Here is a 13,062-nt window from a genome sequence, read left to right as displayed (position 1 = left end):
GCATGGCGGCGGCGGCGCTGGGCGGCGAGATCGAGGTGCCGACGCTGGCCGGCAAGGCCGCCATCGACATTCCCGAAGGCACGCAAACCGGCAAGCAGTTCCGCCTGCGCGGCAAGGGCATCAAGGGTGTGCGCTCCAGCTATCCAGGTGACCTGTACTGTCACATCACGGTGGAAACGCCGGTCAAGCTGACCGAACACCAGCGCAAGCTGTTCAAGGAACTCGACGAGTCTTTGAAAAAGGGCGGAGCCAAACATTCGCCCACCGAAGAGACCTGGACAGACAAGCTCAAGGGCTTCTTCAGCGCCTGAGGCAACTGCAAGCAGACTCTCGACAAGCTATCGATTTGATAGCTTGTCGCGACCGTATTACTTGGGCGGATGGCCAGTTTTATGCCGCCTTAGACCTCAAGCGTGGGTGAAAGACAAGGTTGTTGCCCTTCAGTGCGGCAGACAGAGCCGGGCTCCGATAAAGTCGAAGGCCGACTTTCCTCCTGTTCCTGATGTCCACACCCCTTTCTCCCAAACGCGAGCTCTGGCTCCTCATCACGCTGGCCGGCATCCAGTTTACGCACATCGTGGACTTCATGGTCATGATGCCGCTGGGACCGCAGTTCACCCAGATCTTCGGCATCAGCGACGCCAAGTTCGGCCTGCTGGTTTCGGCCTACACCTTCGCCGCCGGCGCGTCTGGCTTGTTCGCATCGCTCTATGTGGACCGCTTCGGCCGGAAAAACCTGCTGCTGATGCTGTACGTGCTGTTTGCGCTCGCAACACTGGCCTGCGGCATCGCGCCGAGCTATGACGCCCTGCTGCTGGCACGGGTGGCCGCCGGCACCTTCGGCGGCGTGTTGACGGCCCTGTCGCAAACCATCATCGCCGATGTGATTCCCTTCGAGCGGCGCGGCCGCGCCATGGGCATCGTGATGTCCTCGTTTTCCGTGGCGTCCGTGGCCGGTGTTCCGCTCAGCCTGTTTCTGGCCGCACAGTTTGGCTGGCACGCGCCGTTTTTCGCCATCGCCGCCACCTGCGGCGTGCTGGCACTCGGCGCGTGGCTGACTTTGCCGGCACTGGCGGGCCACCTGGCGCACCAGCGCAGCTCGCCCGTCGCCAGCATCGTGCAGGTACTGCGGGATACCAACCACCAGAAAGCTTTTGTGTTCACCGCATTGCTGATGTTCGGCGGCTTCGCGATGATTCCCTACATCACTATTTTCATCACGGCCAACGGTGGGTTCACCGTCCAGCAGGTGCCGTATCTGTACCTGTGCGGCGGCGCGGCCACGCTGGTCACCGCGCGTTTCATTGGCCGTTTGAGCGACTCGGTGGGCAAGGCAAAGGTATTCAGCTACATGGCCATTGCCGCCATCATTCCCATGCTGGTCCTGAGCCAGTCCGCCGGCTTCGGCGTGTGGGGCATCCTGTTGGTGACCACCGCTCTTTTTATTGGAATGAACGGACGCATGGTGCCGGGCATGGCACTGGTGGCCAGCGCCGCCAACCCGCAATTACGCGGTACCTTCATGGCACTCAACTCCTCCGTGCAATCGGCTGCCATGGGTGCGGCGGCCTTTGTGGGGGGCCTCATCATCAGCCGTGACGCGCAGGGGCTGGTCCAGCATTACTGGGGCAACGCAGTGGTAGGCGTTGTGGCCACGGTATTCAGCCTCATGCTGGTGCGAAAACTGCATCTGTACGGCGCGCCCTCGCCATCCGCGATAAAGTAAGCTGAATTCCAACCAACTCCTCAAGCCTTCATGAAAACCAAAGCCGCCGTCGCCTGGAAATCCGGTGAACCCCTGACCATTGAAACTGTCGATCTGCAGGGCCCGAAGTTTGGCGAGGTACTGGTCGAAATCAAGGCCACCGGTATCTGCCACACCGACTACTACACGCTGTCGGGCGCCGACCCGGAAGGTATTTTCCCGGCCATCCTCGGCCATGAAGGCGCGGGCATTGTGGTTGATGTCGGGCCTGGCGTGACCACGCTTAAAAAGGGCGACCACGTCATTCCGCTGTACACACCGGAATGCCGCCAGTGCAAGTTCTGCCTATCCCGCAAAACCAATTTGTGCCAGCTGATACGCGGCACGCAAGGCAAGGGTCTGATGCCCGACGCCACCAGCCGCTTCAGCCTGGACGGCAAGCCCATCTTCCACTACATGGGCACCAGCACCTTCAGCAACTACACGGTCGCGCCCGAAATCTCGCTAGCGAAAATCCGCGAAGATGCGCCCTTTGACAAGGTCTGCTACATCGGCTGCGGCGTGACCACCGGCATAGGCGCGGTGCTGTTCACGGCCAAGGTCGAGGCCGGCGCGAACGTGGTGGTGTTTGGCTTGGGCGGCATCGGCCTGAACGTGATCCAGGGCGCGAAGATGGTGGGTGCCGACAAGATCATCGGCGTGGACATCAACCCGGCGCGCCAGGACATGGCGCGCAAGTTCGGCATGACACACTTCATCAACCCGAAAGAAGTCGAGAACCTGGTTGACACCATCGTGCAACTCACCGACGGCGGCGCCGACTACAGCTTCGAGTGCATAGGCAACACCCAGGTGATGCGCCAGGCGCTGGAATGCACACACAAAGGCTGGGGCCGCAGCATCATTATCGGCGTGGCGGAAGCCGGTGCCGAGATCAGCACGCGGCCGTTCCAGCTGGTCACCGGCCGCAAGTGGGAAGGTTCGGCCTTCGGCGGCGCGCGTGGCCGCACCGACGTACCGAAGATCGTCGACTGGTACATGGAGGGCAAGATCAACATCGACGACCTGATCACCCACACCATGCCACTCGAGGACATCAACAAGGGCTTCGACCTGATGAAACGTGGCGAATCGATCCGCGGCGTGGTGCTGTACTGAAGGGCGCTGTATGAACACGCTCCAACCTCTGCGCCAGATAACAGCTGGCGTGCTTGATGTGGCGCTGTACGAAACCGGACCTGCAGACGGCCCACCCGTGTTCCTGATGCACGGCTTCCCCTATGACATCCACGCCTATGCTGAAGTAGCACCCTTGCTGGCCGCCCAGGGCTGCCGCGTTTACGTGCCCTGCCTGCGCGGCTACGGTGCCACGCGTTTCCTGAGCGATGCCACGCCGCGTTCGGGCGAACAGGCGGCGCTGGGCGCCGACCTGCTGGCCCTGATGGATGCGCTCGCGGTTCCGCGTGCGGTGCTGGCGGGTTACGACTGGGGCGGGCGCGCGGCCTGCGTGGTGGCGGCCCTCTGGCCCGAGCGCTGCGCGGGCCTGGTTTCGCTGAACAGCTACAACATCCAGAACATCGCCAAAGCCATGGTTCCCGAAGCGCCCGAGAACGAGCGCAGCCTGTGGTACCAGTATTACTTTCACAGCGAGCGGGGCCGCACCGGACTGACGTCGAACCGGCGAGCACTATGCCGCCTCTTGTGGAAGCTGTGGTCTCCCACCTGGAAGTTCGATGCCGACACCTTCGAGCGCAGTGCTGCCGCCTTCGAACACCCCGACTTCGTTGACGTTGTCATCCACTCCTACCGTCACCGGTTCGGTCTGGTGGCCGGTGATCCGGCGTTAGCCGGTATCGAGCAGCGCCTGGCCGCACAACCGGCCATCACCGTCCCCAGCATCACCTTCGACGGCGCCGACGATGGCGTGCGGCCCCCAGCTCCAGCCGCACAACATGCGCGCCAGTTCGCTGGCCCCCGTTCCCATCGCATCGTGCCCGGTGCAGGCCACAACCTGCCGCAGGAAAGACCGCAGGTGTTTGCCGGCGCCGTGCTCGAGCTGGTGCAACAGCGCCTGGTAATTTGAGGCAAAAAATTCCGCCAAACGAAAGGACGCCCCTGATCATGAACGCCCTGCCCGAACTCCTCAGTGAGCATGCCTGCTTCGGTGGCCTGCAGCGGTTTTACCAACACGCCTCCAGGGCCATCGGACTGCCGATGAAGTTCTCGGTGTTTCTGCCGCCGCAAACCATGATCGAGGAAGCCGGGGGCAAGGTGCCCGCGCTGATCTACCTGGCGGGCCTGACCTGCAACGAAGAAACCTTCATGGCCAAGGCCGGGGCCCAGCGCCTGGCCGCCACCCTCGGCCTGGCCTTGATCGCGCCCGACACCAGCCCGCGCGGCGCCAACCTTCCTGGCGAAACCGAAAGCTGGGACTTTGGCGCCGGGGCGGGCTTTTACCTTGACGCCACGCGAGCCCCGTGGTCGCTGCACTACCGTATGGAGAGCTACATCACCACCGAGTTGCTGCCGCTGCTGACCCATACCCTGCCCCTGAACGCCGGCCGCATCGGCATCTTCGGCCACTCGATGGGGGGCCATGGCGCGCTCACTTTGGCACTCAGGCATCCGGGTCTTTTCAAGTCAGTCTCGGCTTTTGCACCGGTCTGCGCGCCCAGCCAATGCCCATGGGGCCGCAAGGCTTTCAGCGGGTACCTGGGCAAAGACGAAGCCATCTGGGCGGCGCACGATGCCACCGCGCTCATGAGCGGCCTGCACGCTGCGCCCTATCCGGGCGGCATCCTGATCGACCAGGGTCTGGCCGACAAATTCCTGGCAGAACAGCTGCATCCGCAGCTGTTTGAAGCGGCCTGCGCCCAAGCCGGCCAGGCCTTGCAGTTGCGTTGGAATCCGGGTTATGACCACGGTTACTACTTCATCGCCACCTTCATGGCCGACCACCTGAACCACCACGCCCGGCAATTGTCGGAGTGATTCAGCAAGCGCCCGGCGCACTCGATCACCCAGCAAGCGCCGATCCAATTACCCGATCTGTATCAGGGATTTCCGGACCGTCGCCCGGCCTTTTCCGTCAGCGGTTTTAGTATTCATTTTTCTCCTGGTTCAAATTTTTATACAAATAAGAGCATATGAATATTCGCACCACCCTGGCCTCCACTTTTCTCCTTCCCTTGGCTCTGATGGCCGGTGCTGCCAGCGCCGCTGATCTGCTGGACACCGTCAAGCAGCGCGGCACCTTGAGAGTCGCGCTGGAAGGCACTTACCCACCTTTCAACTACAAGGAAAACGACAAGCTCGCCGGTTTTGAAGTGGAGCTTGCCAATGCGCTGGCACAAAAGCTTGGCGTCAAGGCCGAATTCACCACCAGCGAGTGGAGCGCCATCCTCGCCGGCCTGCAAGCCGGCAAATACGACGTCGTCATCAACCAGGTCGGCATCACCGACAAGCGCAAGGAAACGTTTGATTTTTCGGAGCCTTACACCGTCTCCAGCCCGCAGCTCATCGTTCGCAAGGATGAGAAGCGCGAGTTCAAGACATTAGCCGACCTCAAAGGCAAAAAACTCGGTTTGGGCCAGGGCACCAATTTTTCCGACATCGCAAAAAAGGAAGGCGGTATCGACATCAGGACCTACCCCGGTTCGCAGGAGTATTTGCAGGATCTGGCCTTGGGCCGTATCGACGCAGCACTCAATGACAGCCTGCTGATTCCCTACATCGTCAAAAAAACCAGACTGCCCCTCAAGCCTGGTGCCCCCGTGGGTGAGCTGGAAAAATCCGGCATTCCCTTTGTCAAGAACAATCCGAAGTTCAAGGCGGCCATTGACAAAGCGCTGGCTGATCTGCGTGCGGACGGCTCGTTTGCCAACATCTCCAACAAATGGTTTGACCGCGACGTGAGCAAGCCGCCCGTCGCCAAGTGACTGGCCGATAGAAACAAGTACCATTCCTTCAGCCGCACACCTACGATGTCTGAAGCACCCCGGCCAGTGGCCGGGTTTTTTATTTGTGGAGACCTGCCATGGAATTTTCCGGTGTGACCCAGTTGCTGCGCGATGCGCTGCCCGTGATGCTCAAAGGCGCCGGATGGACATTGCTGCTGGCCGTGAGCTCTGTTTTTTTTGGCGCGCTCATCGGTACCCTGGTCGCCATCACGCGGCTGGCCAAAGTGCCAGGCCTTGCACAATTTGCAGCGCTGTATGTCAGTTGCATGCGTGGCACGCCGTTGCTGGTGCAGCTGTTCGTGATCTACTTCGGCCTGCCCAGCATTGGCATCCAGTTCGATCCGGTCACGGCCGGCATCCTGGGGCTCAGCCTCAACGTCGGGGCCTACCTGTCGGAAACCATTCGCGGCGCCATCAACGGTGTGGAACACGGACAGTGGAACGCCGCCCGCAGCCTGGGACTGACGCAAGCGCAGACGCTGCGCTACATCGTCGGCCCGCAAGCGCTGCGGCTGGCCGTGCCCAGCCTTTCCAACAGCCTGATCAGCCTGATCAAGGACACCTCGCTGGTGTCGGTGATTGCCGTGGGCGAGCTGATGCTGGCCACCAAGGAGGTCATTGCCACCACCTTTCAGCCCTTTCCGCTCTATCTGGCGGCGGCGGCCATGTACTGGGCGATGAGCGCATCGTTTGAGACGCTTCAGGTCAGACTGGAGGCGCGGCTCAATCGCAGCTATTTGCGTTAAACCGGAAGGCTCCGGTCAGAACAGGCTGCCCTGCCCCGACGCACCCGGTGGACGAAACTGACTCAAATCAAGCTCGATGCGCTCGCGGTTGAAGCCTAGTCGCTTCGAAGCCTTCTCGAAACGCTGGCGCACCAGGTCAGACCAGAGGCCGCTGCCTTTCATACGCGTGGCGAAATTGGCGTCGTAATCCTTGCCGCCGCGCATTTCGTGGATGCGGGCCATGATGCGGCCCGCGCGCTGCGGGTAATGCAGCTCCAGCCATTGCTTGAACAGCGGCGCCACTTCCCAGGGCAAGCGGATCACGTGGTAGAAGGCCGAACGTGCACCGGCCTCCCACGCGGCCTCGAGAACCTGCTCCATGTCGTCGGTGACAAACGGGATGTGCGGCGCCAGACTTACCCCCACCGGCACACCCGCTTCCGCCAGGGTGCGCAGGGTGCGCAGCCGCCGGTGCGGTGCCGCGGCGCGCGGTTCGAGCTTGCGCGCCACCGCAGCGTCCAGCGTGGTGATGGTCACATATACCGCTGCCAGCTTGTCTGCGGCCATGGGCGCCAGCAGGTCCAGGTCGCGCTCCACACCGCTGGACTTGGTGACCAGCGCCAAGGGATGCCGCACATCCCGCATCAACTCGATCAGCCCGCGCGTCAGGCGCAACTCACGCTCGATGGGCTGATAACAGTCGGTGGCCGAGCCGATGTTGATCAACTTGGGAACATAGCTGCGTTTGGCCAGGTCAGCGCGCAAGACCTCAACGATGTTGCGCTTGGCGATCAGGCGGGTTTCGAAGTCCAGCCCGGGCGAAAGATTGAGATAGCTGTGGGTCGGCCGGGCATAGCAATACACGCAGCCATGCTCACAACCACGGTATGGGTTAACCGAGTAGTCGAAATAAATGTCTGGCGAATCGTTGCGGGCAATGGCGCTGCGCGCATCCTCGAAGGTCACCTCGGTCTGGGGTGGAATTTCGTTCAGCGCTGCGTCCTCCAGCGTCCCCCACCCGTCGTCCCATGCATCGCGTACATCCTTGGTAAAGCGATGGGCCAGCCGCGTGGCCGTGCCGCGGCCCTTGATGGCGTGGAGCGGAATGTAGGCCTCGGACATGGAGCTCTCTAATACTGTACAAATAACCAGTATACGCCCACACCAAGACAACACAAGCCCTGCACTGACGGGCGCAACATTGAATAATGAAGACTGACTTCAGGAGAAAGCCATGGCTCACGTACTCGCAAAACTCAGCGGTGTTCCGCTGGCCAACATCCGGAACCAGTTGAACAAGGACGCCGCCGCGCATGCCGAACAGGGCATGACGCTGGCGCACCTCTGGCAGAACGCAGAGAAGCCCGATGAAGTGCTGTTTCTTTTCCGGGTGGAAGACCTCGACCGCTGCCGCGCGCGCATGAAAGAAATCCATGCCCAGGCGCGCGAGCAGCGGCCAGACATGCCACTGCCCGAACTGGTTTTCCTTCGTGAGGCGTAGTGGGCCATGTGAATAGCTGCTAAATTAGTAGCAAACATCGCCCGTAAAACAAGAGCGAGAGACACATTTCTATCGGAGAAAACCGTCCTGGCGATCAGGACCGAAGAAATGCGGGCGACCGCATGCGGCGCCAGGGTGCAGCGGGTGACTCGACACTCAGGTACAAGCCCCGGCCTGCGAGCAAGGACAGCAGGAAAGCAGCGACCAGCCCGAGGCTGTTGGCTGCGAGTTGTGCCGGCCAGAGCTGGCTCACCATCGCATTGACAAGCAGACAGACGGGAAAGTGGATCAGGAAGACCGAATAGGAAATCTGGCCAAGCCCGAGCAGCCAGGGCGTCTGCAGCCAGCGCCGGGCTGTCCCGCCCCGCTGCAGCCTGACCAGAGCCAATGCCACCCCAAGCGCAACCAGCAGGCGACCGCGAAAATCAAGGGCCAGCGCAAGCCCGACCAGCAGCGCAGCTGTCAACAGCCATCCTGCCGGGCGCTCATCGCGTGAGGCCCACCAGGCCATCATGCCCAGTGCATAAGAGCCGAAAAAGTACAGACCGTTGATGTCCATGCCAACGCGGCGGTTGACGACCAGCAAGGCCGCTGCCGCCAAGGCCAGCACCAGCCAGCGATGCCGGCCATCGGGCAATAGCGTGAGCAATGCGACGCTCATGACGAAGAGCTGAAAATCAATGGCCACGTACCAGATACCGGCTGACAGTGCCGGCTGGCCCAGCAGGTCCTGAAGCAGCAACAGGTGGGCCAGCAGTTGCAAAAAAGTGGGAGCCTCAGGCACCGAGTGGTGAGCCAGCCACGGCCGCACCACCGCGGCAATAAGCACGGTAATGAGCACCGCCACCATCAGCGGCAGCGCAAGCCGCCGGTACCTGCGCAGAATGAGTCGCCACGGCTCGCGGAAGACCGCCTTGCCCTGCGGCGCCAGAGAGCCGGCCGCGAGAAAACCGCCCACCACCAGGAACACCTGGACCGCCATCCGCCCATAACGGGAAAGCCAGTCGATCAAACCGGGCAGTGCGGTGTGCACCACGTCAGACATGGGCCCGTAAAAAGCCAGGTGGTGCCAGACGATCAGCACGCAGCCCAGGGCCTTCAAGGCATCGATGCCGTGCAGGCGCTGCGCCGACGGCGTCAGGGCAGCGGCTGTCGGCTCCATGCAGCGGGAGGCTCAAGCGCTTAAGCGCGGACCCGCTGGCTTGCTTCCTGGTACTCGCGCCTGAGTTGCGCGACATAGCTTGCAGTGCTCTGCACTTTGCTAACTGCGCCGATGCCCTGTCCGCAGCCCCAGATGTCTTTCCAGGCCTTGGACTTGCTGCCCTCGCCGCTGGCAAAGTTCATGGTCTTCAGGTCACCGTCGGGCAGGTTGTCAGGGTCCATGCCCGCGGCAACAATGGAAGGCCGCAGGTAATTGCCATGCACGCCCGTAAACAGGCTGGAGTAAACGATGTCATCACTAGTGCTCTCAACGATGGATTGCTTGTAGGCATCCGAAGCGCGTGCTTCATCGGTAGCAATGAAAGCCGAGCCAATGTAGGCAAAATCGGCACCCATGGCCTGCGCTGCCAATACGGCGCCACCGGTGGAAATGGCACCCGACAGCGCGAGAGGGCCGTCAAACCACTGGCGGATTTCCTGGATCAGCGCAAACGGGCTTTTGACACCCGCATGTCCACCCGCACCGGCGGCCACGGCCACCAGGCCGTCGGCGCCCTTTTCAATCGCCTTACGCGCGAACTTGTTGTTGATGATGTCATGCAGCACGACACCGCCGTAGCTGTGTGCCGCGGCATTGATGTCTTCGCGCGCGCCCAAGGAGGTGATGTAGATGGGCACCTTGTACTTCACGCACATTTCCATGTCGTGTTCCAGCCGTTCGTTGGACTTGTGCACGATCTGGTTGATGGCAAACGGGGCGGCGGGCTTGTCAGGATTGGCCTTGTTGTAGGCCGCCAGCGTCTCCGTAATCTCGGCCAGCCATTCGTCAAGCTGGGAAGCAGGACGGGCATTCAATGCGGGCATGGCGCCGACGACCCCGGCAATGCACTGGGCAATCACCAGCTTGGGGTTGCTGATGATGAACAGCGGCGAGCCGATGATGGGCAACGGCAACGCGTTCAGCGGGGCGGGAAGTCTGGACATGGAGTCTCCGTGGTGGTTCTGGAATATTTTGAGCAAAAAATGGGCCTGGCCCTTGTCAAGTGGTCGACATCAGCTATCAAATGAATAGCAAATCAGGACCGGCTTTAAAAAGCCTCGAGTGCCAGCGCTGTCACGCTGTCCGCCCCTTCGACAATGCTGTCACGCATGCCAGGGGCCTTGCTGAGCAAATGGTCGGCGTAGAAAACAGCGGTGGTAATCTTGGCCTGCATGAAGGCAGCGTCTTCCCCGCGGGCCAGATGCTCTTCGGCCACCAGCAGCGAGCGCGCCATCTGCCAGCCGGCGACCAGGTTGCCGGCCAGCATCAGATAAGGCACGCTGCCGGCGAACACGGCATTGGGCGAGGCTTTGGTGTTGCCCGCAACAAAGTTCACCACATCGACAAAAGCTTCGCGCGCAGCCTTGAGGCGTTTGGCAACACTTCTCGCCGCGGCACCGCCCTGCTTTGCCAGTTCAGCTTCGGTTTTTTCGATCTGCGCGGCAATCGCCTTGGCTGTCTGGCCGCCGTCGCGCGCTGTCTTGCGGCCTACCAGGTCGTTGGCCTGGATGGCGGTGGTACCTTCGTAAATCGTCAGGATCTTTGCGTCGCGGTAATACTGCGCCGCGCCGGTTTCCTCGATGAAACCCATGCCGCCATGCACCTGCACACCCAGCGAGGTGACCTCCAGGCTCATCTCGGTGCTGTAACCCTTGACGAGAGGCACCATGTATTCGTAGAAAGCCTGGTTCTGCTTGCGCACCTCGGCATCGGGGTGATGATGCGATGCGTCATAGGCAGCGGCGGCCACCGAAGCCATCGCGCGGCAGCCTTCGGTGTAGGCACGCATGGTCATCAGCATGCGCTTGACATCGGGGTGGTGGATGATGGGTGCGCTGGCATTGATCGATCCATCGACGGGCCGGCTCTGCACGCGGTCTTTGGCAAAAGTCACCGCCTTCTGGTAGGCGCGCTCGGCAATTGCAATGCCCTGCATGCCCACGGCATAACGTGCCGAGTTCATCATGATGAACATGTATTCCAGGCCGCGGTTTTCCTGGCCGACGATGTAACCCACCGCGCCGCCGTGGTCGCCATATTGCAGCACCGCCGTCGGCGATGCCTTGATGCCCATCTTGTGCTCGATGCTCACACAGTGCACGTCGTTGCGTGCGCCAAGTGCGCCGTCTTTGCCGACCATGAACTTGGGCACGACAAACAGGCTGATGCCCTTGACGCCTTCCGGCGCACCAGTGACGCGCGCCAGCACGAGGTGCACGATGTTTTCGGCCATGTCATGCTCACCGTAGGTGATGAAGATCTTGGTGCCAAACACCTTGTAGCTGCCGTCGGGTTGCGGCTCGGCGCGGCTGCGCACCATCGCGAGGTCAGAGCCGGCCTGCGGTTCGGTCAGGTTCATGGTGCCGGTCCACTTCCCGCTCACCAGCTTTTCCAGGTAGACCGCCTTGAGCTCGTCCGAGCCAGCCGTCAACAGCGCTTCAATCGCGCCGTCCGACAGCAGCGGGCACAGTGCAAAACTCATATTGGCCGAGTTGAGCATCTCGCCGCAGGCTGCGCCTATGGTCTTGGGCAGGCCCTGGCCGCCGAAGTCCAGCGGGTGCTGCAGGCCCTGCCAGCCGCCCTCGGCGTATTGCTTGTAGGCTTCCTTGAAGCCGGGTGTCGTCGTGACCGCGCCGTCTTTCCAGCTCGACGGATTCTTGTCACCCTCCCAGTTCAGCGGAGACAACACGCCTTCGTTGAACTTGGCGCATTCCTCGAGCACCGCTTGCGCCGTGTCAAAGCCAGCCTCCTCAAAGCCCGGGATCTCCGCCACCGCATCGATGTTGGCCAGGTGTTTGATGTCAAACAGCATGTCCTTGAGGGGGGCCTTGTAGCTCATGTCGTGTCTCCAGTGTCCAGGTGTCAATCAATCGCAGGTCAAAAAAAAGGCACCGCGAACGATGCCTCCTGGTGCATGACCTCTTACAGGGCGGCAACCAGTTCAGGCACAGCCGTAAACAGGTCGGCTTCCAGCCCGTAATCCGCCACGCTGAAAATCGGAGCCTCGGCGTCCTTGTTGATCGCCACGATGACCTTGCTGTCCTTCATGCCGGCCAAGTGCTGGATGGCGCCGCTGATGCCCGCCGCTATATAAAGCTGCGGCGCGACGATCTTGCCGGTCTGGCCAACCTGCCAGTCGTTCGGGGCGTAACCTGCATCCACAGCGGCGCGCGAGGCGCCGAGTGCAGCGCCCAGCTTGTCGGCCAGCGGCGTCATGACTTCATTGAACTTCTCGGCACTGCCCAGCGCACGGCCACCGCTGACGATGATCTTGGCGGCCGTCAGTTCGGGACGGTCGCTCTTGGCGATTTCGCTGCCGACGAAGGTGGACTTGCCGCTGTCGGCGACACCGGCAACAGTTTCAACTGCCGCAGAACCGCCGGCGGCGGCAGCCGCGTCAAAGCCAGTGGTGCGCACGGTGATGACTTTGGTGGCGTCCAGGCTTTGCACGATGGCAATGGCGTTACCCGCGTAAATGGGTCGTTCAAAGGTATCGACCGCATCCACCTTGGTGATGTCCGATATCTGGCCGACGTCGAGCAGCGCAGCGACGCGCGGTGCGATGTTCTTGCCCGATGCCGTGGCCGGAAAGAGGATGTGCGAATAACTGCTGGCCAGGGCGATCACCTGGGCCGCCATGTTTTCGGCCAGGCCGTGTTCAAAATGCGCGCCATCCACATGGATGACCTTGGCAACACCGGCGATCTGGCTGGCGGCTTGAGCGGCTGCGCCAGCGTTCAGGCCGGCCACCAACACGTGCACGTCACCGCCGCACTGGGCGGCGGCTGTCACGGTGTTGAGGGTCGCGGGACGGATGGTGGCGTTGTCGTGTTCAGCGATTACGAGTGCGGTCATGTCGTCAGTTCCTTAACTTAGATTACTTTGGCTTCGTTGCGCAGTTTGTCCACCAGGGTGGCGACGTCGGGCACCTTGATGCCGGCGCTGCGCTTGGGCGGCTCGCTGACCTTGAG

General features: G+C 61.7%; 13 protein-coding genes and 1 pseudogene. 8 read left to right on the top strand and 6 right to left on the bottom strand.

The window, feature by feature from the left end; translation table 11 throughout:
• From ABI660_RS20775 to ABI660_RS20745, 7 genes are all read left to right on the top strand, one after another.
• The coding region (locus tag ABI660_RS20775; RefSeq protein ID WP_348071686.1) for a DnaJ C-terminal domain-containing protein at positions 1–311 on the top strand (311 nt) is incomplete at its 5' end.
• A gap of 191 nt (positions 312–502) precedes the next feature.
• Positions 503–1,726: an MFS transporter gene (locus ABI660_RS20770; RefSeq protein WP_348071684.1), complete on the top strand. Its 1,224-nt coding sequence runs from the start codon at positions 503–505 to the stop codon at positions 1,724–1,726.
• Between the two features lie 30 nt (positions 1,727–1,756).
• The gene (locus ABI660_RS20765; protein ID WP_348071682.1) at positions 1,757–2,863 is read left to right on the top strand and encodes an S-(hydroxymethyl)glutathione dehydrogenase/class III alcohol dehydrogenase; all 1,107 of its coding nucleotides are present in this window, start codon (positions 1,757–1,759) and stop codon (positions 2,861–2,863) included.
• A 10-nt stretch (positions 2,864–2,873) separates the two neighbouring features.
• On the top strand, positions 2,874–3,788 hold the full coding sequence (locus ABI660_RS20760; protein WP_348071680.1) for an alpha/beta hydrolase: 915 nt from the start codon (positions 2,874–2,876) through the stop codon (positions 3,786–3,788).
• A 38-nt stretch (positions 3,789–3,826) separates the two neighbouring features.
• Positions 3,827–4,696: an S-formylglutathione hydrolase gene (gene fghA, locus ABI660_RS20755; protein ID WP_348071678.1), complete on the top strand. Its 870-nt coding sequence runs from the start codon at positions 3,827–3,829 to the stop codon at positions 4,694–4,696.
• A gap of 206 nt (positions 4,697–4,902) precedes the next feature.
• Positions 4,903–5,643: a transporter substrate-binding domain-containing protein gene (locus tag ABI660_RS20750; protein ID WP_348071688.1), complete on the top strand. Its 741-nt coding sequence runs from the start codon at positions 4,903–4,905 to the stop codon at positions 5,641–5,643.
• 98 nt (positions 5,644–5,741) lie between these two features.
• On the top strand, positions 5,742–6,410 hold the full coding sequence (locus ABI660_RS20745; protein ID WP_348071676.1) for an amino acid ABC transporter permease: 669 nt from the start codon (positions 5,742–5,744) through the stop codon (positions 6,408–6,410).
• A 15-nt stretch (positions 6,411–6,425) separates the two neighbouring features.
• Here the strand turns inward: ABI660_RS20745 and ABI660_RS20740 are convergent, their stop codons facing one another.
• Positions 6,426–7,511 (bottom strand): PA0069 family radical SAM protein, encoded by a 1,086-nt coding sequence (locus ABI660_RS20740; protein ID WP_348071674.1) that lies wholly within the window; start codon positions 7,509–7,511, stop codon positions 6,426–6,428.
• A 112-nt stretch (positions 7,512–7,623) separates the two neighbouring features.
• Here ABI660_RS20740 and ABI660_RS20735 point away from each other — a divergent pair, with 112 nt between their 5' ends.
• Positions 7,624–7,890, top strand: a complete 267-nt coding sequence (locus ABI660_RS20735) for a hypothetical protein (protein ID WP_348071672.1) — start codon at positions 7,624–7,626, stop codon at positions 7,888–7,890.
• 94 nt (positions 7,891–7,984) lie between these two features.
• On the opposite strand, the gene ABI660_RS20730 is transcribed toward ABI660_RS20735, so the two are convergent.
• The 5 genes and pseudogenes from ABI660_RS20730 to ABI660_RS20710 all read right to left on the bottom strand — a co-directional run.
• Positions 7,985–9,052, bottom strand: a complete 1,068-nt coding sequence (locus tag ABI660_RS20730; protein ID WP_348071670.1) for an acyltransferase family protein — start codon at positions 9,050–9,052, stop codon at positions 7,985–7,987.
• A gap of 20 nt (positions 9,053–9,072) precedes the next feature.
• Positions 9,073–10,035 carry a nitronate monooxygenase family protein gene (locus ABI660_RS20725; protein ID WP_348071668.1) on the bottom strand — a complete coding sequence of 321 codons (963 nt, stop codon included), beginning with the start codon at positions 10,033–10,035 and terminating at the stop codon, positions 9,073–9,075.
• 104 nt (positions 10,036–10,139) lie between these two features.
• Positions 10,140–11,930, bottom strand: a complete 1,791-nt coding sequence (locus ABI660_RS20720) for an acyl-CoA dehydrogenase (protein WP_348071666.1) — start codon at positions 11,928–11,930, stop codon at positions 10,140–10,142.
• 83 nt (positions 11,931–12,013) lie between these two features.
• Positions 12,014–12,946, bottom strand: a complete 933-nt coding sequence (locus tag ABI660_RS20715; protein WP_348071664.1) for an FAD-binding protein — start codon at positions 12,944–12,946, stop codon at positions 12,014–12,016.
• Between the two features lie 17 nt (positions 12,947–12,963).
• Positions 12,964–13,062, bottom strand: a pseudogene (locus tag ABI660_RS20710) (electron transfer flavoprotein subunit beta/FixA family protein); the annotation flags it as partial.

The sequence above is a fragment of the Polaromonas sp. genome (genome assembly GCF_039930745.1).
Taxonomy (GTDB): Bacteria; Pseudomonadota; Gammaproteobacteria; order Burkholderiales; family Burkholderiaceae_C; genus Polaromonas.
Note: the sequence above shows the minus strand (reverse complement) of the source record. Positions and strands in the feature narration are given on the sequence as shown.

What these genes read in the sequence shown, in the direction of transcription:
- ABI660_RS20770 (WP_348071684.1), top strand. Translation starts at nt 503, where the DNA reads ATGTCCACACCCCTTTCTCCCAAACGCGAGCTCTGGCTCCTCATCACG.
- ABI660_RS20765 (WP_348071682.1), top strand. Translation starts at nt 1,757, where the DNA reads ATGAAAACCAAAGCCGCCGTCGCCTGGAAATCCGGTGAACCCCTGACC.
- ABI660_RS20760 (WP_348071680.1), top strand. Translation starts at nt 2,874, where the DNA reads ATGAACACGCTCCAACCTCTGCGCCAGATAACAGCTGGCGTGCTTGAT.
- fghA (WP_348071678.1), top strand. Translation starts at nt 3,827, where the DNA reads ATGAACGCCCTGCCCGAACTCCTCAGTGAGCATGCCTGCTTCGGTGGC.
- ABI660_RS20750 (WP_348071688.1), top strand. Translation starts at nt 4,903, where the DNA reads ATGGCCGGTGCTGCCAGCGCCGCTGATCTGCTGGACACCGTCAAGCAG.
- ABI660_RS20745 (WP_348071676.1), top strand. Translation starts at nt 5,742, where the DNA reads ATGGAATTTTCCGGTGTGACCCAGTTGCTGCGCGATGCGCTGCCCGTG.
- ABI660_RS20740 (WP_348071674.1), bottom strand. Translation starts at nt 7,511, where the DNA reads ATGTCCGAGGCCTACATTCCGCTCCACGCCATCAAGGGCCGCGGCACG.
- ABI660_RS20735 (WP_348071672.1), top strand. Translation starts at nt 7,624, where the DNA reads ATGGCTCACGTACTCGCAAAACTCAGCGGTGTTCCGCTGGCCAACATC.
- ABI660_RS20730 (WP_348071670.1), bottom strand. Translation starts at nt 9,052, where the DNA reads ATGGAGCCGACAGCCGCTGCCCTGACGCCGTCGGCGCAGCGCCTGCAC.
- ABI660_RS20725 (WP_348071668.1), bottom strand. Translation starts at nt 10,035, where the DNA reads ATGTCCAGACTTCCCGCCCCGCTGAACGCGTTGCCGTTGCCCATCATC.
- ABI660_RS20720 (WP_348071666.1), bottom strand. Translation starts at nt 11,930, where the DNA reads ATGAGCTACAAGGCCCCCCTCAAGGACATGCTGTTTGACATCAAACAC.
- ABI660_RS20715 (WP_348071664.1), bottom strand. Translation starts at nt 12,946, where the DNA reads ATGACCGCACTCGTAATCGCTGAACACGACAACGCCACCATCCGTCCC.